Below are 17,474 nucleotides of genomic sequence, written 5' to 3' on the forward strand. Positions count from 1 at the left end.
AGTAATTCCGATAGAGGGGGCTTGCAAGGGGAGGAACTTCAAAAGCGTGCCGCAAGATCTGTCATTCTACTACGCCGCAATCCCGGCTGTCATCCTGATCGGGCTTGCCAAAGGCGGGATGGGCGACGCTTTGTCGCTGATCGGCCTTCCCTTTCTTGCCCTCGTCGTCGCACCTGTCGAGGCCGCCGCGATCCTGCTGCCCATCCTCGTCTTCATGGACATGATATCGCTGGTGATCTGGCGCCAGCATGGCGACTGGACGACGCTGAAGATCATGCTGCCGGGGGCTATCCTCGGCATCACCTTCGGTTGGGCTACCTCCGCCCTCGTGCCCGGCTATGTGCTCCGGATTCTCATCGGTGCCGTCACGGTGGCCTTCTGCCTGCGTTACTTCTGGAACAATTTCGGCCCCGGCAAGGGAAAGATCATGCCGCCGCGTCTCCAGCGCCCGGTGCTGGCGAGCCTCTGGGGTACGTTTTCCGGCTACGGCAGCTTCGTCGCCCATGCCGGCGGCGCGCCCTTCCAGATTTACGCCCTCCCGCTCAAACTGCCGCCGAGGGAGTTCATCGGCACGAGCGTGCGCTTCTTCGCAATTCTGAATGCCGTAAAACTCGTTCCCTATTTCGCGCTCGGCCAGCTCGACACCCGTAATCTCTTGGCTTCCGCAACGCTCCTGCCCTTCGCCCCTCTGGCAACGATTACCGGCGCATGGTGTGTACGGCGCATGAAGCCGGAGATATTCTATCCCTTCATGTATGCCATGGCGCTGATCGCGGCTTTTCTGATCCTGCACGAAGGCATACTCGAATAGGTTTCCGTTCCATTGCGATGCACAATTTCCTTGCTGGAAAGGCCTGTTTGACGTAGCTTTTTGTCATGTCGAACGCGGACCCCTTCACTGCGATTGCCGATCCGAACCGGCGGTTTCTGCTGGAAGAATTGCGGCGCGCGCCAAAGACGGTCAATGAGCTCGCCGAGGGCCTGCCGATCAGCCGCCCTGCCGTGTCGCAACACCTGAAGGCACTGCTTGAAAGCAACCTCGTTTCCGTGACCTCGGAAGGCACGAAACGCATCTACACGGTCAATAACCGCGGCTTCGATAAGCTCAATCTCTGGCTGGATCAGTTCTGGGCCTGAAGGCACCTCTCGTGAAAACGCCAGCCCGATGCCGCATGCATGGGACTGGCGCTTGATCTCGGTTAATCACCGGGTCTTGCTTGATTGTCTGGAAAATTGCGGGGTTTCACCTTTTCTTGCGCAAGACTGATGTCCGGCGATCCTGGAAAGATCAATGGACGGATGACTTGAGACGCTCGATCTCGTCCTTAATACGCAGCTTACGGCGCTTGCATTCGGCAAGTTCAGTATCGGAAATAGAGGGAGATGTTCTCAGGACATGCAACTCTTCCTCGAGAGCGACATGCTTTTTCTGGAGCGATTCAAGATGAGCTTGAACAGTCATTTGACCCTTCCTTCCTCTTACCTCTCCCCAGCCATCCATCGCTGGAGATCCAAGGTGTCAACCAGCGGACTGTGACACATTTTTGAAGGCTTGTCGAAGGCCAAAAGATGGAGACTAAGCGGCAAATTCATGATCAACACTAACTTCCCGTTACCTCTATTTGGTGATAGGAGCTTGCGGAAATTATCGGCAGACCGGACAAGGTCCGAAGACGACTATGGGGAATATTAATGGCCGATCAGGAACAGGCGGAAATCAGGCTCATCGTGGCGCGTCTGCGTCAGGAGCACGAGGATTACGACGCCGCGATCAACGCCATGATTGAAACCGGCTGCGATGCCCTGCGCGTCCAGCGCATGAAGAAGAAGAAGCTGGTCATCAAGGACAAGCTCTCCAAGCTGGAAGACCAGATCATACCTGATATCATCGCCTGAAGGAACGATTGTGACGATAACAGACAGACCGCCAGTCGCCATTATCATGGGTAGCCAGTCCGACTGGGAAACCATGAAGAATGCTGCCGATACGCTGGAGGCGCTGGAAATCGAGTATGACGCGCGTATCATCTCGGCTCATCGCACACCCGACCGGCTGGTGACCTTCGCCAAAGGCGCGCGTGCCGAGGGTTTCAAAGTCATTATCGCAGGTGCAGGCGGCGCGGCCCATCTTCCGGGCATGACGGCAGCCATGACGCCGCTGCCGGTCTTCGGCGTGCCGGTCCAGTCCAAGACAATGTCCGGCCAGGACAGCCTGCTTTCTATCGTACAGATGCCGGGCGGCATCCCCGTCGGCACGCTTGCCATCGGCAAGGCCGGCGCGATCAATGCGGCCCTTCTTGCCGCTGCCGTGCTTGCCCTCTCCGACGATGAAATCGCCGATCGCCTTGACGAATGGCGCGAGCGCCAGAGCGCCTCCGTCGCCGAATATCCGATGGACGATCTCTGATGGTAAGGACAATAGGCATTATCGGCGGCGGCCAGCTCGGCCGCATGCTTGCCATGGCCGCAGCCCGGCTGAATTTCCGCACGGTAATATTGGAGCCGCAGGCCGACAGCCCCGCCGCCCAGCTTGCCAACCGGCAGATTGTCGCTGCCTATGACGACCCGGCAGCACTCGCCGAACTGGCCAAGCTTTGCGATGTCGTGACCTACGAATTCGAGAACGTGCCCGTTGCCGCTGCCGAAACGCTGGCGAAGAACGTGCCTGTCTATCCACCGCCAAAGGCGCTGGAAGCCGCGCAGGACCGCCTCATCGAAAAACGTTTCATCAATGGCTGCGGCATCCCGACCGCCCGTTTCCATGCCGTCGACGGCCAGGCCGATCTCGAATCGGCGCTGAAGGATTTCGGCGATCAGGGTGTGCTGAAGACCCGCCGCCTCGGCTATGATGGCAAGGGCCAGAAGGTGTTCCGTTCGCCGGCCGACATTCCAGACGGCGCCTATGCGGAGCTCGGCTCGGTGCCGCTCATCCTCGAAAGCTTCGTCGCCTTTGAACGCGAGGTCTCGATTATCGCCGCGCGCGCCACCGATGGCACCGTGCTCTGCTTCGATCCGGCCGAAAATGTCCATCGCAACGGCATCCTTCATACATCGACCGTACCGGCGGCGATCTCGGCTGCCACCGCCGATGCGGCGCGCAAGGCTGCCGAACAGATTCTCGCTGCGCTCGATTATGTCGGCGTCATCGGCATCGAGTTCTTCGTGCTGGCTGATGGCAGCCTGATCGTCAACGAGATGGCGCCGCGCGTGCACAATTCCGGCCACTGGACGGAAGCTGCCTGCGTCGTCTCGCAATTCGAGCAGCATATCCGCGCCGTGGCCGGCCTGCCGCTCGGCAATCCCAGGCGGCATTCCGATTGTGTGATGCAGAACCTGATCGGTGATGATATCCTTGCAGTTCCGGACTGGCTGAAGCACGACGACACCCTGGTGCATCTCTACGGCAAGACCGAGTCGCGCCCTGGCCGGAAGATGGGTCATGTGACCACGCTGACGGGTAAAGCATCCGGAGCACTGCCCGGGATATCGCCTGAAAACCACGGAAAATAACCTTCACGTGGTTGACACAAGAAAGAGGCCGGGTTATCTGCTCCCCCACCTAAAGAGCGCGCCCAGCTGGCGCGCTTTTGATTGTTAAAAGACACGGGCGAATGTGAATTCCCCCAGAAACATCGCGGATCAGAAAAATGAAGATCAAGAATTCGCTCAAGTCGCTCAAGGCGCGTCATCGTGACAACCGTCTCGTTCGCCGCAAGGGCCGCATCTACATCATCAACAAGCAGAACCCGCGCTACAAGGCTCGTCAGGGCTGATTGCGCGTATCCGGTTTGCCTGCCCTCAGGCGGGCATATCGGTTGGTCGCTTCGGTGATCACGCCAAATTTGTTTGATCTTCTGCGATGGCGGGCTAATATGTCCGCCATGCGTTTTTTTGCTTTGACCTCAGCGGCGCTGCCGCTTGCCCTCACCCTGTTCGTTCCTGCTCTCCCCGCTATGGCTCAGCAGAAGAACGTTATCGTCGAACAGCCGGCCGATTCCGATTCGTCTCCAAAGCAGCGTCTTGACCGACTCTATGGGCAGTTGAAGCGTGAGCGCGACCCCGACAAGGCAAGCGGCATCGCCAATCAGATCCGCATGGAATGGAACGATTCCAACAGCGCGACGATCAATCTCCTGATGCAATGGGCCGACAAGGCGATCGAGGAAAAGCGCAATCCGGCAGCGCTCGATTTTTTGGATGAAGCCATCGCCCTGAAACCGGCCTATGCCGAAAGCTGGAACCGGCGTGCAACGCTGAACTTCGTGCTCGGCAACTATCGCAAATCGATGGCCGATATCGAACAAGTGCTGAAGATCGAGCCTCGTCATTTCGGCGCCCTGTCGGGCATGGCGGCTATCCTCGCCACCACGGGCAATGACCAGATTACCCTCAAAGCCTGGGAGCGCGTCCTGGATGTCTACCCCGCCGATCGCACCGCGCAGGAGCAGATCGGCACGCTCTCGGAAAAGCTTGCCGGCAGCCGCACCTGACAGATCCGGCGCGCACTTGACGGCGTAAGAAGGCGCACGATCTTAGCTCGATGATATGGTCCCTGTGCGGTTGAAGCCATGCTTACCGAAGTCTCTGCCCTTCTCGCTCCCATCGCTGCGGCCATTGGCTATTCCTCCTACAAGGCCCGCCAGTTCGAACATGCCTACCCCAATATCGGCGAACTGACCGATATTGGCGGCTATCGCATGAATGCCGTACATGTTCCGCGCCCCGACACCACCGATCTTCCGCCCCTGGTCTTCATTCATGGCGCAAGCGGCAACTTGCTGGACCAGACCGGCGCATTCCGGAAACCCCTCGAAGGCCGCGCCGAGATGCTCTTCGTCGATCGCCCCGGTCATGGCTATTCGGAACGCGGTGGGCCGGAAAATGCCCTGCCCTCAGGTCAGGCCGACGCCATCGCCAGCCTTATGGAAAAGCGGGGCGTCAAAAGAGCTGTAATCATCGGCCATTCCTTCGGCGGCGCGATTGCCGCGGCGTTCGGCGTCCGGCACCCGGACAAGACGGCAGGTCTCCTGTTCCTGGCGCCGGCCACCCATCCGTGGCCAGGCGGCATCGACTGGTATTATCACGTCGCCACTGCACCGATCATCGGCTGGCTGTTCAATCATGCGGTCGTCGTGCCTCTCGGCCTGCGGCGGCTGGAGCGCGGCACGGTGAACGTCTTCCGTCCCAATCCCCGGCCTGCCGACTACATAGCCAGAACCGGCCCGTCGCTGGTGCTGCGGCCACGCGCCTTTTACAACAATGCCGTCGACTTCAAACGGCTCCACGAATATCTGACGGCCAACGCGCAGCACTATTCCGAGATCGCCGCGCCGACGGTCATCATCACCGGCGACAAGGACGAGATCGTCTGGGAGCACCTGCATTCGCGGGGACTGGCGCGGGACATCAGGGGATCCGAACTCATCACGGTCAAAGGCGTCGGCCACAAGCCTGACTATCTTGCGACCGACGTCGCCATTGCCGCTTTGGAGAAAATTGCCGGCAGGCCGCGCGACCTTGCGGCAATCGCCCGCAAGGCGGAGGAGCGGATGGCCGGCTCTTCCATCGATCAAACCGTCGGAACGGTGCCGCCGTCGATCGTATATTCCGCACCATGAATGGAAGCGGCGCGGGGCGAGGCCAGGAAGGCAACGAGCTCCGCCACCTCTTCCGGGCGACCCGGCCGGCCGATCGATATGCCGCCGAGTGAATCCATCAGCAGTTTGCGACCGCCATCCTCGTCGGTGCCGGCCTCCTCGGCGATACGCCGGATCAGCGCCGTGGCGGCCGTGGTTTCGATGAAGCCAGGTGCTATGGCATTCACCCGAACGCCCTTCGGGCCAACCTCTTTCGACAATCCCTTGCTGTAATTCGACAATCCGGCCTTGGCCGCCGCGTAAGCGAGCGTCGCTTCATACAGGGGCAATCGTCTCTGGATCGAGGAGATATGAATGATGACGCCGTGGCCGCGCTCGATCATGCCGGGCAGAAATACCCGGTCGAGGCGTACCGGCGCCATCAGATTGGCATTCACGTCTGCCTGCCAGTGCTCATCCGTCAACGCGGCAAAACCGCCACTTGGTGCCGATGAACCACCGACATTGTTGACGAGAATATCGAGACCGTCGAAGGCCTCAAGCACCCTCGACGCGACTGCGTTCACGCCTTCCGCCGTGCTGATATCGGCCTGAACGAAGAGCGTCGGCACTTGACCCTCGGGCAGCGGCGAGCGTGCGGTCGTCGCGACCTTCGCGCCGCCTGCGGAAAGTCGCCGCACAATCGCTTCGCCCATGCCCTTCGTACCACCGGTGACAAGGACACGCTTGCCGCTGAACTCGGTCGGGTCGAACGATAAAGCCGGTGCGACCATCATGGATTGATCTCCAGATGCGTGATGGCGTCGCCGGCAAGCGTGAAGTGATAGTATAGGGTGACAGGGCTGCCCGGAAAATTCCCGGCGACCCGCGCAGTCACAACCGGCTTATCAGCGTCGCCGGAAATCTCCCTGGGATCGACCGTCACACCATATTTGCGCGTCGTCTCCTCCATCCATTCGCGGATTTCGATATGACCGCGCCTGTCCTCGCCCTCATCGTGCACGATGGCATCTGCTGCAAAGCAGGCAAGCATGCTCTCGACATCCTTCTGATTCTTGGCGGCGTAGTAGGCGGCCATCGGTTTCGGAAGCTCTATACTCATTCGGAAACTCCTGTTCGGTTGCTCCGCGAAAAGAATGGGCATAGGCTTACCAGATGACAAGAACCTACAAAAAAGTCAGGTACTTACCTGAAAGTAAGGTACTGCGATGACACCCTATTCCGCCGCAACCGGCGTCGAGAACGTATTGAAGATTCTGGAAGGACGCTGGAAGCTCATCATTCTTTTCCACCTATTCGGCGGCAAGGTGCTGCGCTTTTCCGATCTCGAACGCGCCATACCTGCCATCTCGCAGAAGATGCTGATCCAACAACTTCGCCAGATGGAAAATGACGGCATCGTGCTGCGCATCGTCCATCATCAGGTGCCGCCCAAGGTGGAGTATCGCCTGACTGACTGGGGCCAGGCCCTTTGCCCTGCTTTGGACGCCCTTTTGAAATGGGCGGCCTTGAAGGACAAAGACCTGACCGGCATGGTTTTCATTCCTGAAGAAAGCCTCTGACTTCAACATTGCCGGCTGCAGCCGCGACGCCATATCTTTTCCATCGCCGTCCTTCGAGGGGAAATTCATGGACCGCCATCACAGACAATACATCGCCATTCTCGCCACCATCTCGCTTTGGCTCGCGCCATTGCCGACCTTTGCCGCTTCGCCGGCACCCGTCGAGGCTGAACATGGCATGGTCGTGACTGCCCAGCATCTGGCAACCGATGTCGGCGTCGACGTGCTCAAAAGCGGCGGCAATGCTGTCGATGCCGCGGTCGCGGTCGGTTATGCGCTTGCTGTCGTCTATCCGACGGCCGGCAATCTCGGTGGCGGCGGGTTCATGACGATCCGCCTGAAGGACGGACGCACGACCTTCCTCGATTTCCGCGAACGCGCACCACTCGCCGCTACCAAGACCATGTATCTCGATGCCAAGGGCGATATCGTTCCCCGCGCCAGCCTCGACGGCTATCTCGCCATCGGCACACCGGGTTCTGTCATGGGCTTCGAGACCGCACGCGAGAAATACGGCACGAAGCCCCGCGAGGAACTGATCGCGCCAGCCCTAAAATATGCGAAAGACGGCTTCGCGCTGGAACAGGGTGATACGGCAAGCTTTGCCGGCGGCGTCAAGCGGCTCGCCAAGGATGAAGAGGCCGCAAAAATATTCCTGAAGCCCGGCGGCAGCCCCTACTCACCCGGTGAAAAACTGGTGCAGCCGGACCTTGCCGCCGTCCTGCAGTCGATCTCCGAAAAAGGCAGCGACGCCTTCTATAGGGGCGCACCGGCCGATGCGATCGTCAAGGCGAGCCAGGCCAAGGGCGGCATCCTCGCCAAGGAAGATTTCGAGCAGTACAAGGTGCGGGAACTGAAGCCGATCGAATGCAATTACCGCGGCTATGACATCATTTCCTCGCCGCCGCCCTCCTCCGGCGGCGTCATCATCTGCGAGATCCTGAACGTCCTCGAAGGCTATCCGCTCTCTTATCTTGGCTATGGATCGGCCGAAGCCGTGCATATCATGGTCGAGGCCATGCGCTATGCCTATGTTGACCGCAACGCCGCGCTCGGCGATCCTGACTTCATCGACAATCCCGTCTCCAAGCTGCTGGACAAGAGCTACGCCAAGGAAATCCGCTCCAAAATCAATCCTTACAAGGCGGGTACTTCGGCCAATCTGAAGCCGCTCGGCGGCAAGGAAAGCACGGAGACGACGCATTATTCTGTTGTCGATGACGAGGGGAATGCCGTCGCCGTGACCTATACGCTGAACGGCTCCTTCGGCGCCGGCGTGGTCGCTCCCGGCACCGGGGTACTGCTCAACAACGAGATGGACGACTTCACCTCCAAGCCCGGCGTCCCGAACCTCTATGGCCTTGTGCAGGGCGAGGCCAATGCCATCGCACCGAAGAAGACGCCGCTTTCTTCCATGAGCCCGACGATCGTCACCAAGGATGGCAAGCCCTTCATGGTGATCGGCAGCCCCGGCGGCTCGCGCATCATCACCATCACGCTGGAAGCAATCCTCAACGTCGTCGATTTCGGCATGGATATCAGCCAGGCGGTCAACGCCCCGCGTATCCATCACCAATGGCAGCCGGACACCGTCTACCTGGAGCCCTTTGCGCTCTCTCCGGATACCGAAAAGGCGCTTGCGGAGATGGGTTACAAGTTCGATGGCGGCAATGGTGCTCCGGTCTGGGGACAGGCCGCCGGCATTCTCGTTGGCGGCAAGAGCCTCGCGGCGATCGAGAAGGGCGGCGGCGCTCGCTATAATGGCGCAATGGACAACCGCGCGACCGAAGGCTCCGCCAACGGCTATTGAACAGCCGCCTCATCGGATCCTGACCCGAACGAAATCGCCGTCGATCTCGACGCGCGGCATTGCACCCGGCACGCTCGGCTGCATGGCATCGACCCAGGAAGCCTTTGCCGTCACCTTGTAGTCCACAGGTACACTGTCTCCGAACCCGAGATAGGCGTCCAGTGCACGAGCGCGGATCGATACGTTCTCGTCCGCTTCGACTCTGTCGAAATCAAGGGAAGCCCTGACCGCATCGGCGCGGATATCGACACTTCCGGCATGTCCATCGAGGGTGATGTCTGCTGCCTTTCCGGCGATGACAAGGTCGGAGAAATGGCCATTGAGCTTGGCCGAGAAAGCATTCTGGTCGATCCTGAGGGCTGCACCCGCCGGCACGTTGGCATTGACCTCGATCATGCAATCGGACGGATCCAGCCAGGACGATGCGGCGATGTCGATATGCAATATCGTTCCTTCGACCCTCATATCGCTGTTGTCGCGGCAATCGATAAAGTACCAGCTCGAATACCAGGATGAGAACCAGCCCTTCCGTCGCCCAATGAGCGATGCCCCATAGGGCCGGTCGCTTCGCGTGGTGATGTTGATCGAGCTTGCATCACCGCTGATGGCAACCGCCCGCACACCGGAAAGATCGGGAATTGCAGCCGTCGATACCTTGTCCGGCAGAGCGGAAACGGAGGCAGCCAGAAACACCGGCATCACAAGAAGAATGATCATCGAAATCCGTCCATGAATGAAGCCCTCCCGTCGAGGACACTTTCAGGATGGATTTTCAGGCACCATTTCGAGACCTCGATCACGATCCGGGTCGACCGCGAACGCAATCGGGTTCATTCTGACGGTCATTGTCGCTGTCCGGATATCGCCGATGATCTTCGTTCCCTTACCCTTCGTCGTGGCTCTGCTGCTTTCTATTCTACTGATCCGCATGCTGCGGCAGGGTGACGGATCGCTTGCGGAAAGGCGGCCTTTCCTGCTGCTGATCGGGTTCTACATCTTCCAATCCGTGATCATCGGCATCCGCTGGGGCTACGACATAATCGAGATCATGCCGTTGCAGTCGATGATGGCGACATTGATCGCGGCCCTTGCTTGGGTCTGTTTCAAGGGGCTCGCCATGGAGGAGCAGCCCACCCTTTCCAGTTTTTGGCCGCATCTTCTGCCGACGGCCGCAATCGCTATCTTCATCGCCCTCTATCCCGAACCGATCAGCCTTGCCATCATCCTGATCTTCCTTGGCTACGGTCTTGCTCTGCTCTGGCTTGCCCGGCATGGACCGGATGCGCTGGTATCCTCCCGCCTCGATGGTGCCGTGCTTTCCTACCGCTCGCTGCAGATCACCGGCTTTGCCCTCATCGCCTCAGCCATCACCGATGTCATCATCAGCTTCGATTTCACCAAGACCGGCGGCACCCATGCCGGCGCCATCGTTGCACTCGGCAACGTCATCGCGCTGCTGATCCTCGGCACCGCCGCTTCCGTGGCAAGCGGCGGCAGCAGTGTCGAAGCGACATCCGCCGAGCCGCCTCCACCGCCACCGGCAACGGAAGAAGACGGGGCCGTCGCCGCTGCCCTCGATACGCTGATGCGCGTCCGTCAACTCTATCGGGATCCAGATCTCAATCTGACCCGCATCGCTCGCAAGATGAACTTGCCCGCCCGGCGCGTCTCCACCGCCGTCAACCGCATCCACGGCATGAGCGTTTCGCAATATGTGAACGACTTCCGCATTCGCGCCGCCTGCGAGCAACTCATCGGCACCGATCATCCGATAACGCAGGTGATGTTCGACTCCGGCTTCATCAGCAAGTCCAACTTCAACCGCGAATTCGCGCGTATGAATGGCGAAAGCCCGTCCCAGTTCAGAAAACGGCGCGTCCTGCGGGAATCGGGTGGCACGGCGTCCAATGTCATATTCATGTCACCGTGACAAAGTCGCCGTTCACAAGCAAAGATGCGCGCTCTATGCATGAGCGGCATTCAGCAAAAAGAGATTCCCATGGCTTCCATTGAAATGATCGTTGCCGCCCGGGCTCGCCTGCGCGGTCATGCGCGGCGCACGCCGCTTCTCTCCTCCCCCTTCCTCGATGAAATCGCCGGCCGGCGGCTGTTCGTGAAGGCCGAATGCCTGCAGCATTCCGGCTCCTTCAAGTTCCGCGGCGGCTGGTCCGCCGTCTCGGGCATCGATCCCGAACTGCGCAGGAAGGGCGTCATCGCCTTCTCCTCCGGCAATCATGCCCAGGGTGTCGCCCTTGCCGCACGCTTGCATGGCGTCCCCAGCGTCATCATCATGCCGAGCGATGCGCCGAAGCTGAAGATTGCCAATACGCGCGCCTTCGGCGCCGAAGTGGTGCTCTATGACCGCGCCAACGAAGACCGCGACGAGATCGGCGCAAGACTTTCGGCCGAACGCGGACTGACGCTCATCAAGCCTTTCGACGAACCGCTGGTCATTGCCGGCCAGGGCACGACCGGGCTGGAAATCGCCGAACAGGCCGAAGAGGAAGGCGTCAAGAACGCTGAAGTCCTCGTTCCCTGCGGCGGCGGCGGTCTGAGTTCGGGCATCGCCCTGGCATTGGAAGCAAGTGCGCCGGGCTTCCGCGTCCGTCCCTGCGAACCTGAAAACTTCGACGACACCACGCGGTCGCTTGCATCGGGCAAGATCGAGCGAAACGCCACCATGAGCGGGTCAATCTGCGACGCGATCATTACGCCGCAGCCGGGCAATATCACCTTCCCGATCCTCAAGCGTCTGGCCGGGCAGGGTATTGTCGTGACGGATGATGAGGCGCTGCGCGCCGTAGCCCTCGCCTTCACCCGCCTCAAGATCGTCGTCGAGCCGGGCGGGGCCGTTGCCCTTGCCGCAGCACTTTTCCATGGCGATCAACTGGATAGCGATACGACGATCGTTGTCACGTCAGGCGGCAATATCGACGCCGACGTCTTCACCACCGCGCTGGAGCGCTTCGGCTAAGAGCCGATAACCGCCCGAAGACCCCGATCGCGATCGGCAACGACCTCAATCGTGATCGGGGTCTCGCGTACCTCGGAAATAGCGAAACCTCGTCTTGCCGTCATGTGGCGGTCTTCGTTCCGAGGTTTCTATGAGACATCTTCTCACCCTGCTGCTGTCGGCCTGCCTCCTTGCCACCAACACCCCGGCACATGCGGCCGACACGATCGGCCTGTCTCTCCTCCCGGTTCCCGTGCCGGAACGCGGCGGTACCATGGACATCACGCTCTGGTATCCGGCGATGGCAGGCGGAGCGTCTATCCTGATTGGCGACAGTCCGCTTTTCAAAGGCGAGGCCGCGCAACAGGACGCGCCGGCCGCTGCCGGCAGTCATCCCTTGATTTTGCTTTCCCACGGCGGCCTGAAATCCGGCCCGTTCATCGGCGCCTGGATGGCATCGCGCCTCGCATCCAAAGGCTTCGTGGTCGCAATGATGCGCCAGCCAGATCCTCAGACGATGACGAGCGAGGAGAGCCTCCACGAAATATGGCTGCGGCCTGCCGATCTCTCGGCGGCGCTGACGGCGATCGAGAAGCGCAGCACATTGCCTGTCCAGATAGACCACGATCGTATCGGCGTGCTGGGGTTTCTCGTCGGCGGAACGTCAGCACTTTTCCTCGCAGGCGGTCGCCTCGATCCGGAAAGCTTCGCACGCTCCTGCGACCCCGGCGGCACAGGCGTCGACTGCGCCGAATTCGCGAGCGCCGGCATCGATCTTCATTCCATCGATCCGCAAAATATCGCTCGCTCTCATCTCGATCCGCGGGTGAAGGCGGCCGTCGTCATCGATCCTGAATTCGGCGTGAATTTCGCACCCGACAGCCTCAAGCGCCTATCGATCCCCGTCCGCCTGATCAATCTCGGCACGCCGCCAACGATCTGGCCTGGGCTACGCGCGTCAGGCCTGAAGGACGCCATACCCGGCGCGCAGTTCGATCTTCTGAGCGATGCTTCGCAATACAGCGCCTTTAGCGAATGCAAGCCGTCGGGCGCCGCCATCCTTCGGGAAGAAGGTGAAGAGCCTCTTTGTGACGATCCCGAGGGAATAAGCCGGACCGCTATCCACGATCGCCTCGCAGAGAATGTCGCAGCCGCCTTCCGCGCGGATCTTCCTCAATAGAAAACATCGTCCGCAGCGACCTGCCGCGGACGATGTTGTTCTCTATCGATCGTCCTCAGACGATCTTGTAACGCGGAGCCGGAGCCGAACGCGACAGGTTCGGCATCAGCGCCTGGCGGGCCTGTTCGTAGGCAGCAAGCAAGCCGGCATCTTCGAGCGCCGGGATCGTCGCAAATTCACCCTCGGCAAGACCTGCCAGCGAAGCATCGACCATGTTTTCCGCCGACATGACGATCTCGCCCGGCAGATGTTCGACCGGCGTGCCGGCAATGCCCCAGAATTCCGTGGCGGTAGCGCCCGGCAATACTGCCTGGACACGGATATTCTTGTCGGCAAGCTCATGCTTCAGCGACTGGCTGAAGGCCAGCACGAAGGCTTTCGTGCCACCATAGACACCGTTCAGGACCTCGGGCGCGATCGCCACGATCGAGGCGATGTTGATGATCGTCCCACCGCCACGGGCAACGAGGCCTGGCACGGCGGCATAGGTCAGCCGTGTCAGGGCGGTCACGTTGAGTTCGATCATCTCCTGCATCTTGTCGATGTCGGAGTTGAGCAACGGCGCGGTGCCGCCGAAGCCGGCATTGTTGACCAGCAGGGTTATGCTCTGATCTTCCTTCAGGACCTTCTCCACCTTCGCGAGATCATCCTTCTTGCCGAGATCGGCGGAAATCGTTTCGACCGTGCGGCCCGTTTCATCGGTCAGCCGGCTTGCCAGCGCCTTCAGCCGCTCAGTGTTGCGGGCGACGAGGATGAGGTTATAGCCCTGCTTTGCCAACCGGTGCGCGTAAACAGCGCCGATGCCCGACGATGCGCCCGTAACCAGCGCCGTACCCTTATGTTCATGTGCCATGATCGTTTCTCCGTCTCATGCGCCGGCCCGATTGCTTGCGCTTGAGGAGAGTTTTACGCCCAATTGCTAATGTCCTAAATGTCATATATACCACCTTTTAGGACAGCCTCCTTTAAGGACATGACACGATGCAGCAAATTGCTTTCCTGCTCTTTCCCGGCTTTCAGATCATGAGCCTTGCCGCAGTCTCGGCCTTCGAATTCGCCAATATCGAGCTCGGCGAGAAGGTCTATGACGTCCATTATCTCTCCGAGACCGGCGGCCCGATCGCCAATTCGCTCGGCATGATCATGGAGACGGAGGCTTTCGGCGATCCCGGCTTCGACACGTTGATCGTCGCCGGCGCGCCCGATATCAAACTGCCCAATGAAGCCGAGGCGGATTTCATTCGCGCAGCACTTCCCGCCACCCGCCGCCTCGCCTCGATCTGCACCGGTGCTTTTCTGCTCGCCGATGCCGGCGTTCTCGACGGCCGCCGTGCCACGACCCATTGGTATCTCGCCCGCGAGCTGCAGAGCCGGTACCCCGAGATCCGGATGGAGGAAGACCGCATCTATATCATCGACGGTTCCGTCTGGACCTCGGCGGGCATGACGGCGGGTGTCGATCTGGCGCTGGCAATGGTCGAGAAAGACCATGGCCTGGAGATCGCCCGCGCCGTTGCCCGCAAGCTCGTCGTCTACCATCGCCGCGCTGGCGGTCAGTCGCAGTTTTCCGCCCTTCTGGAGTTGGAGCCGAAATCCGACCGTATCCAGAAGGCGCTTGCGCATGCGCGCAGCAATCTGAAATCCACGCTCTCGGTGGAGGAACTGGCCGAAGCCGCGCATCTGAGCCCGCGCCAGTTCAGCCGTGCCTTCCGCGCCGAAACGGGCCAATCACCGGCAAAAGCGGTCGAGAACCTGCGGCTGGAGGCCGCCCGCCTGATGATGGAACAAGGCCGCCATCCGATCGATACCGTCGCCCGCGAAACCGGCTTTGCCGATCGCGAGCGCATGCGTCGTGCCTTTCTGCGCGCCTTCGGCCAGCCGCCACAGGCGATCCGCCGGGCTGCACAGCAGGAACTGCAGGCGTGATGTAACAGGCAAACTGAGCATCCTCTCCGGCCGTGGAGGGGGTGGCGGAGGTTAAATGCGTTTTTCCAAGAGTCGCCGTAAGCGTCGCTATACCAGCACCATAACTAACGGAATAAGTGGCTTCCGGCAGGTTTGCCAAAATAACTTCCGCCACCTCCTCCACCCAATTTAAATCAATATATATCAACATGTTAAGCCGGCGGAGGCAACCTCCGCCGAACCTCCTCCATTAAAGGTGAACCTCCGCCACCAAGCCCACGTTTGAGCACAAAATGGCGCCCTCTTCTTGTATCAGAGCATCTTGCGGCGGAGGTTCCCTGAAGTGGAGGAGGTTCCGATACGAAGCAACCTCCTCCACTCCTGTCGTGCCGCGCAAAGCTACGCAGCGTTTTACGACACGCCTCAACCTTGCTGGAGCGCCCTGCGGATGGCGATTTCGACAGGCGAATAGGCGCCGTCCTCACGCACAAGCTTCAGCGGCTCCGTTGGCGAAAGACCGGGTTGGGCCATGAAGCGCGGCTCCTTGCCGCGATGCATCTGCGCCGCATGGATGAGGAACGGATGGCACAGATAAACCGTGCCCGCCTGCCCCGTCGCCAGAGCAAGCGGTCTGTCCTCGCCGACATGCTCCAGCCACAGATGCGCCATGCCCGCTTCGCCGGCCGGCTCCAGCATCCTTGCTACATCCTTATGCGATCCGACCCGGATCCGCGTCGGCGCGTCTTCTTCGCCGACATCCGAGAACAGGAAGAGCATCAGGAGTGCCCGTCCCCGCGAGTTGACATTGACCCGCCAGGCGGAAAAATCCCGCTGCTCGCCCGGGTTTCCATCCTCTCCCGGAAAGCTCAGATCCACATGCCAGCCGGCATCGCCAGGGTCATCCGGATGCGGAAAGCGGACCGGAAAACTGCCTAGACCGCTGCGCGGCTCCCAGCGCCCCTTACCGACGAGCTGATCGAAAGCCGAATGCAGCACAGGCGTGTTGACCGCTGTCTCGAACGGGCCGCCGCCATAGCCGGCAAGCCGGACGACCGGCTGCACCCAGCTTTTAGGATCCTCGGGGTCGAAGGGAATATCCCGCCACATGATGGCGCGGGCTTCCGCGGCCACGTCGCGGGGAAAAGCATCATCGATCCGCACGAAGCCGTCTTCGATGAACTGCTCGATCTGCTCGGCGCTGAGCGCCGGCGGGTAACCAGTAGATGTCATGAAATATCTCTCTATCGCCAAACCCTGCCGGCATTGTCCATTGGCCGGATGCAGGGTGGTTACAATCCACGGCAACGCGCCAGCCAATCGGCTGGTGAAGTGGCCGCATCTTCCTTTGCCCGAGGGCAGAGCCTTAGAGGCTCAAGAAGAAGACCGTAGCGATGTTGAGAGCGATCATTTTCATAGTCATGAAAGGCTATCGGCTTCAGCAGGAAGCGTCAACACTTCACCCGACCCTTCGCAATCCTCTCTCATGATCGGATGGCATGGAAACATCCCTCACCGCTTCATGCACCGACTGTAGCACCAGCTCAGCCAGCCGCGCCGTTGCGGCATCGGGCTCGGCCTCTGCCCGATGCAAGACCAGCCCGAGTTTCGGCAATTCCGGCAGGCCCGCTTCGCCGGGTGCCAGCATCCGCACCTTGGCAGGCAGTCCGATCGGCGTACGCACGGTGATACCTAGTCCCGCCGCGGTCGCAGCCCAGAGACCGCCGAGGCTCGGACTGACGAAAGAGAGCCGCCAGGAAATGCCGGCTTCATCCAGCACCTTCGTCGCGGCATTCCTGAGCAGGCAGGGCGCTTCGAGCGAAGCAAGCGGCATCGGCTCGCCACTTGCCCTCGTCCATGCCTGCAGGTCATTTGCCGGGCCGATCCAGCGCATCGGCACATCGGCGATATGCTCACAATGCGCGGTCAAAGTACCGACGCTCCAGGCAAGCGCGAGATCGAGCTTGCCTGTCGTCACGCGTTCCAGAAGCTCGGCATTGCGCACCACGCGCGCTTCGATGCGCACCTTCGGATGTGCCCGCGCGAAGCGTCCAAGCACCTCGGGAAGCAGGTTCTCGCCAAAGTCTTCCTGCAGCCCGAGCCGCACCCAGCCTTCCAGCTCGACACGCTGAACTGCCGCCACCGCCTCGTCATTCAGTTCCAGTAGCCGCCGGGCATAGGCAAGCATCGTCTCGCCGGCCTCCGTCAGCGCCAGCCCGCGTCCCGACTTGCGAAAGATCGGCGTGCCGGCCTGCTCCTCCAGCTTCTTGAGCTGCGCACTGACGGCGGATGTCGATCGTCCCAGCCGATCCGCCGCCCTGGCGAAATTGCCGAGATCCATGCCCGTCGCAAAGGTCCTCAGCACATCCAGATCGAAGGTAATCCGCCTCATCCAATTATCCCAATTTTCAGGATTATAAGTCCATAAAATTCTGATTTTCTGCATTATCGTGACGTGAGATGCTTTCTC

Annotated in this window: 21 protein-coding genes; 14 read left to right on the forward strand and 7 right to left on the reverse strand. The window is 60.4% G+C overall.

The genetic code is table 11. From position 1 onward, the window contains the following. The first annotated feature begins 46 nt into the window (after positions 1-46). Together AC1DUP_RS10685 and AC1DUP_RS10690 are read left to right on the forward strand one after the other, a co-directional pair. A complete protein-coding gene (locus tag AC1DUP_RS10685; protein ID WP_477832635.1) occupies positions 47-811 on the forward strand; it encodes a sulfite exporter TauE/SafE family protein in 765 nt (254 codons plus the stop codon). Between the two features lie 65 nt (positions 812-876). Then, positions 877-1,137 carry an ArsR/SmtB family transcription factor gene (locus tag AC1DUP_RS10690; RefSeq protein ID WP_113296103.1) on the forward strand — a complete coding sequence of 87 codons (261 nt, stop codon included), beginning with the start codon at positions 877-879 and terminating at the stop codon, positions 1,135-1,137. A gap of 151 nt (positions 1,138-1,288) precedes the next feature. On the opposite strand, the gene AC1DUP_RS10695 is transcribed toward AC1DUP_RS10690, so the two are convergent. Beyond that, positions 1,289-1,462: a DUF465 domain-containing protein gene (locus tag AC1DUP_RS10695; protein WP_113296102.1), complete on the reverse strand. Its 174-nt coding sequence runs from the start codon at positions 1,460-1,462 to the stop codon at positions 1,289-1,291. Positions 1,463-1,692: 230 nt separating this feature from the next. On the opposite strand from AC1DUP_RS10695, the gene AC1DUP_RS10700 reads away from it, so the two are divergent. From AC1DUP_RS10700 to AC1DUP_RS10725, 6 genes are all read left to right on the forward strand, one after another. Then, entirely contained in the window at positions 1,693-1,896 is a 204-nt protein-coding gene (locus AC1DUP_RS10700) for a DUF465 domain-containing protein (RefSeq protein ID WP_113296101.1), read from the forward strand. A 16-nt stretch (positions 1,897-1,912) separates the two neighbouring features. Continuing rightward, positions 1,913-2,407, forward strand: coding sequence for a 5-(carboxyamino)imidazole ribonucleotide mutase (gene purE / locus AC1DUP_RS10705; protein ID WP_113296137.1), 495 nt, complete (start codon positions 1,913-1,915; stop codon positions 2,405-2,407). Next, the gene (locus tag AC1DUP_RS10710) at positions 2,404-3,510 is read left to right on the forward strand and encodes a 5-(carboxyamino)imidazole ribonucleotide synthase (protein ID WP_477832725.1); all 1,107 of its coding nucleotides are present in this window, start codon (positions 2,404-2,406) and stop codon (positions 3,508-3,510) included. The genes purE and AC1DUP_RS10710 overlap by 4 nt, the downstream gene beginning before the upstream one ends. Positions 3,511-3,647: 137 nt before the next feature. Beyond that, positions 3,648-3,773 (forward strand): type B 50S ribosomal protein L36, encoded by a 126-nt coding sequence (ykgO, locus tag AC1DUP_RS10715; protein ID WP_007826467.1) that lies wholly within the window; start codon positions 3,648-3,650, stop codon positions 3,771-3,773. Between the two features lie 99 nt (positions 3,774-3,872). Beyond that, positions 3,873-4,490 carry a hypothetical protein gene (locus AC1DUP_RS10720; RefSeq protein WP_477832636.1) on the forward strand — a complete coding sequence of 206 codons (618 nt, stop codon included), beginning with the start codon at positions 3,873-3,875 and terminating at the stop codon, positions 4,488-4,490. A gap of 78 nt (positions 4,491-4,568) precedes the next feature. Then, the gene (locus AC1DUP_RS10725) at positions 4,569-5,618 is read left to right on the forward strand and encodes an alpha/beta fold hydrolase (RefSeq protein ID WP_477832637.1); all 1,050 of its coding nucleotides are present in this window, start codon (positions 4,569-4,571) and stop codon (positions 5,616-5,618) included. Here AC1DUP_RS10725 and AC1DUP_RS10730 read toward each other — a convergent pair. Further along, positions 5,570-6,373 (reverse strand): SDR family oxidoreductase, encoded by an 804-nt coding sequence (locus tag AC1DUP_RS10730; RefSeq protein ID WP_113310288.1) that lies wholly within the window; start codon positions 6,371-6,373, stop codon positions 5,570-5,572. The two genes, AC1DUP_RS10725 and AC1DUP_RS10730, sit on opposite strands and share 49 nt — an antisense overlap. Further along, positions 6,370-6,699, reverse strand: a complete 330-nt coding sequence (locus AC1DUP_RS10735; RefSeq protein ID WP_113508419.1) for a nuclear transport factor 2 family protein — start codon at positions 6,697-6,699, stop codon at positions 6,370-6,372. Before AC1DUP_RS10735 ends, AC1DUP_RS10730 begins: the two co-directional genes overlap by 4 nt. Before the next feature lie 106 nt (positions 6,700-6,805). Here AC1DUP_RS10735 and AC1DUP_RS10740 point away from each other — a divergent pair, with 106 nt between their 5' ends. Together AC1DUP_RS10740 and ggt are read left to right on the forward strand one after the other, a co-directional pair. Further along, positions 6,806-7,159, forward strand: coding sequence for a winged helix-turn-helix transcriptional regulator (locus tag AC1DUP_RS10740; protein ID WP_113296096.1), 354 nt, complete (start codon positions 6,806-6,808; stop codon positions 7,157-7,159). A 67-nt stretch (positions 7,160-7,226) separates the two neighbouring features. Beyond that, positions 7,227-8,969, forward strand: a complete 1,743-nt coding sequence (gene ggt / locus AC1DUP_RS10745; protein ID WP_477832638.1) for a gamma-glutamyltransferase — start codon at positions 7,227-7,229, stop codon at positions 8,967-8,969. Positions 8,970-8,978: 9 nt separating this feature from the next. Here the strand turns inward: ggt and AC1DUP_RS10750 are convergent, their stop codons facing one another. After that, the gene (locus AC1DUP_RS10750) at positions 8,979-9,686 is read right to left on the reverse strand and encodes a hypothetical protein (RefSeq protein ID WP_113296094.1); all 708 of its coding nucleotides are present in this window, start codon (positions 9,684-9,686) and stop codon (positions 8,979-8,981) included. Positions 9,687-9,837: 151 nt separating this feature from the next. On the opposite strand from AC1DUP_RS10750, the gene AC1DUP_RS10755 reads away from it, so the two are divergent. The 3 genes from AC1DUP_RS10755 to AC1DUP_RS10765 all read left to right on the forward strand — a co-directional run bounded on the left by AC1DUP_RS10755 (position 9,838) and on the right by AC1DUP_RS10765 (position 13,102). Continuing rightward, positions 9,838-10,899, forward strand: coding sequence for an AraC family transcriptional regulator (locus AC1DUP_RS10755; RefSeq protein ID WP_477832639.1), 1,062 nt, complete (start codon positions 9,838-9,840; stop codon positions 10,897-10,899). A 69-nt stretch (positions 10,900-10,968) separates the two neighbouring features. Beyond that, positions 10,969-11,943 carry a threonine ammonia-lyase gene (locus tag AC1DUP_RS10760; RefSeq protein WP_477832640.1) on the forward strand — a complete coding sequence of 325 codons (975 nt, stop codon included), beginning with the start codon at positions 10,969-10,971 and terminating at the stop codon, positions 11,941-11,943. 130 nt (positions 11,944-12,073) lie between these two features. Beyond that, a complete protein-coding gene (locus tag AC1DUP_RS10765; RefSeq protein WP_477832641.1) occupies positions 12,074-13,102 on the forward strand; it encodes an alpha/beta hydrolase family protein in 1,029 nt (342 codons plus the stop codon). 55 nt (positions 13,103-13,157) lie between these two features. Here AC1DUP_RS10765 and AC1DUP_RS10770 read toward each other — a convergent pair whose 3' ends face one another. Continuing rightward, entirely contained in the window at positions 13,158-13,955 is a 798-nt protein-coding gene (locus AC1DUP_RS10770; RefSeq protein WP_477832642.1) for an SDR family NAD(P)-dependent oxidoreductase, read from the reverse strand. A gap of 128 nt (positions 13,956-14,083) precedes the next feature. Here AC1DUP_RS10770 and AC1DUP_RS10775 point away from each other — a divergent pair, with 128 nt between their 5' ends. After that, positions 14,084-15,028 (forward strand): GlxA family transcriptional regulator, encoded by a 945-nt coding sequence (locus AC1DUP_RS10775; protein ID WP_477832643.1) that lies wholly within the window; start codon positions 14,084-14,086, stop codon positions 15,026-15,028. A gap of 402 nt (positions 15,029-15,430) precedes the next feature. Here the strand turns inward: AC1DUP_RS10775 and AC1DUP_RS10780 are convergent, their stop codons facing one another. Continuing rightward, positions 15,431-16,237 carry a phytanoyl-CoA dioxygenase family protein gene (locus AC1DUP_RS10780; protein WP_477832644.1) on the reverse strand — a complete coding sequence of 269 codons (807 nt, stop codon included), beginning with the start codon at positions 16,235-16,237 and terminating at the stop codon, positions 15,431-15,433. 226 nt (positions 16,238-16,463) lie between these two features. Beyond that, positions 16,464-17,396 (reverse strand): LysR substrate-binding domain-containing protein, encoded by a 933-nt coding sequence (locus AC1DUP_RS10785; protein WP_113310296.1) that lies wholly within the window; start codon positions 17,394-17,396, stop codon positions 16,464-16,466. Positions 17,397-17,474: the final 78 nt, after the last annotated feature.

It is taken from the genome of Rhizobium sp. 01L419, from assembly GCF_056400025.1.

Excerpts from the sequence above, each read along its gene's own strand:
- AC1DUP_RS10770 (WP_477832642.1), bottom strand. The coding sequence starts at position 13,955 with ATGGCACATGAACATAAGGGTACGGCGCTGGTTACGGGCGCATCGTCG.
- ggt (WP_477832638.1), top strand. The coding sequence starts at position 7,227 with ATGGACCGCCATCACAGACAATACATCGCCATTCTCGCCACCATCTCG.
- AC1DUP_RS10720 (WP_477832636.1), top strand. The coding sequence starts at position 3,873 with ATGTCCGCCATGCGTTTTTTTGCTTTGACCTCAGCGGCGCTGCCGCTT.
- AC1DUP_RS10780 (WP_477832644.1), bottom strand. The coding sequence starts at position 16,237 with ATGACATCTACTGGTTACCCGCCGGCGCTCAGCGCCGAGCAGATCGAG.
- AC1DUP_RS10740 (WP_113296096.1), top strand. The coding sequence starts at position 6,806 with ATGACACCCTATTCCGCCGCAACCGGCGTCGAGAACGTATTGAAGATT.
- AC1DUP_RS10765 (WP_477832641.1), top strand. The coding sequence starts at position 12,074 with ATGAGACATCTTCTCACCCTGCTGCTGTCGGCCTGCCTCCTTGCCACC.
- AC1DUP_RS10735 (WP_113508419.1), bottom strand. The coding sequence starts at position 6,699 with ATGAGTATAGAGCTTCCGAAACCGATGGCCGCCTACTACGCCGCCAAG.
- AC1DUP_RS10750 (WP_113296094.1), bottom strand. The coding sequence starts at position 9,686 with ATGATCATTCTTCTTGTGATGCCGGTGTTTCTGGCTGCCTCCGTTTCC.
- AC1DUP_RS10785 (WP_113310296.1), bottom strand. The coding sequence starts at position 17,396 with ATGAGGCGGATTACCTTCGATCTGGATGTGCTGAGGACCTTTGCGACG.
- AC1DUP_RS10730 (WP_113310288.1), bottom strand. The coding sequence starts at position 6,373 with ATGATGGTCGCACCGGCTTTATCGTTCGACCCGACCGAGTTCAGCGGC.
- AC1DUP_RS10755 (WP_477832639.1), top strand. The coding sequence starts at position 9,838 with ATGATCTTCGTTCCCTTACCCTTCGTCGTGGCTCTGCTGCTTTCTATT.
- AC1DUP_RS10775 (WP_477832643.1), top strand. The coding sequence starts at position 14,084 with ATGCAGCAAATTGCTTTCCTGCTCTTTCCCGGCTTTCAGATCATGAGC.
- AC1DUP_RS10695 (WP_113296102.1), bottom strand. The coding sequence starts at position 1,462 with ATGACTGTTCAAGCTCATCTTGAATCGCTCCAGAAAAAGCATGTCGCT.
- AC1DUP_RS10700 (WP_113296101.1), top strand. The coding sequence starts at position 1,693 with ATGGCCGATCAGGAACAGGCGGAAATCAGGCTCATCGTGGCGCGTCTG.
- AC1DUP_RS10725 (WP_477832637.1), top strand. The coding sequence starts at position 4,569 with ATGCTTACCGAAGTCTCTGCCCTTCTCGCTCCCATCGCTGCGGCCATT.
- AC1DUP_RS10690 (WP_113296103.1), top strand. The coding sequence starts at position 877 with ATGTCGAACGCGGACCCCTTCACTGCGATTGCCGATCCGAACCGGCGG.
- AC1DUP_RS10760 (WP_477832640.1), top strand. The coding sequence starts at position 10,969 with ATGGCTTCCATTGAAATGATCGTTGCCGCCCGGGCTCGCCTGCGCGGT.
- ykgO (WP_007826467.1), top strand. The coding sequence starts at position 3,648 with ATGAAGATCAAGAATTCGCTCAAGTCGCTCAAGGCGCGTCATCGTGAC.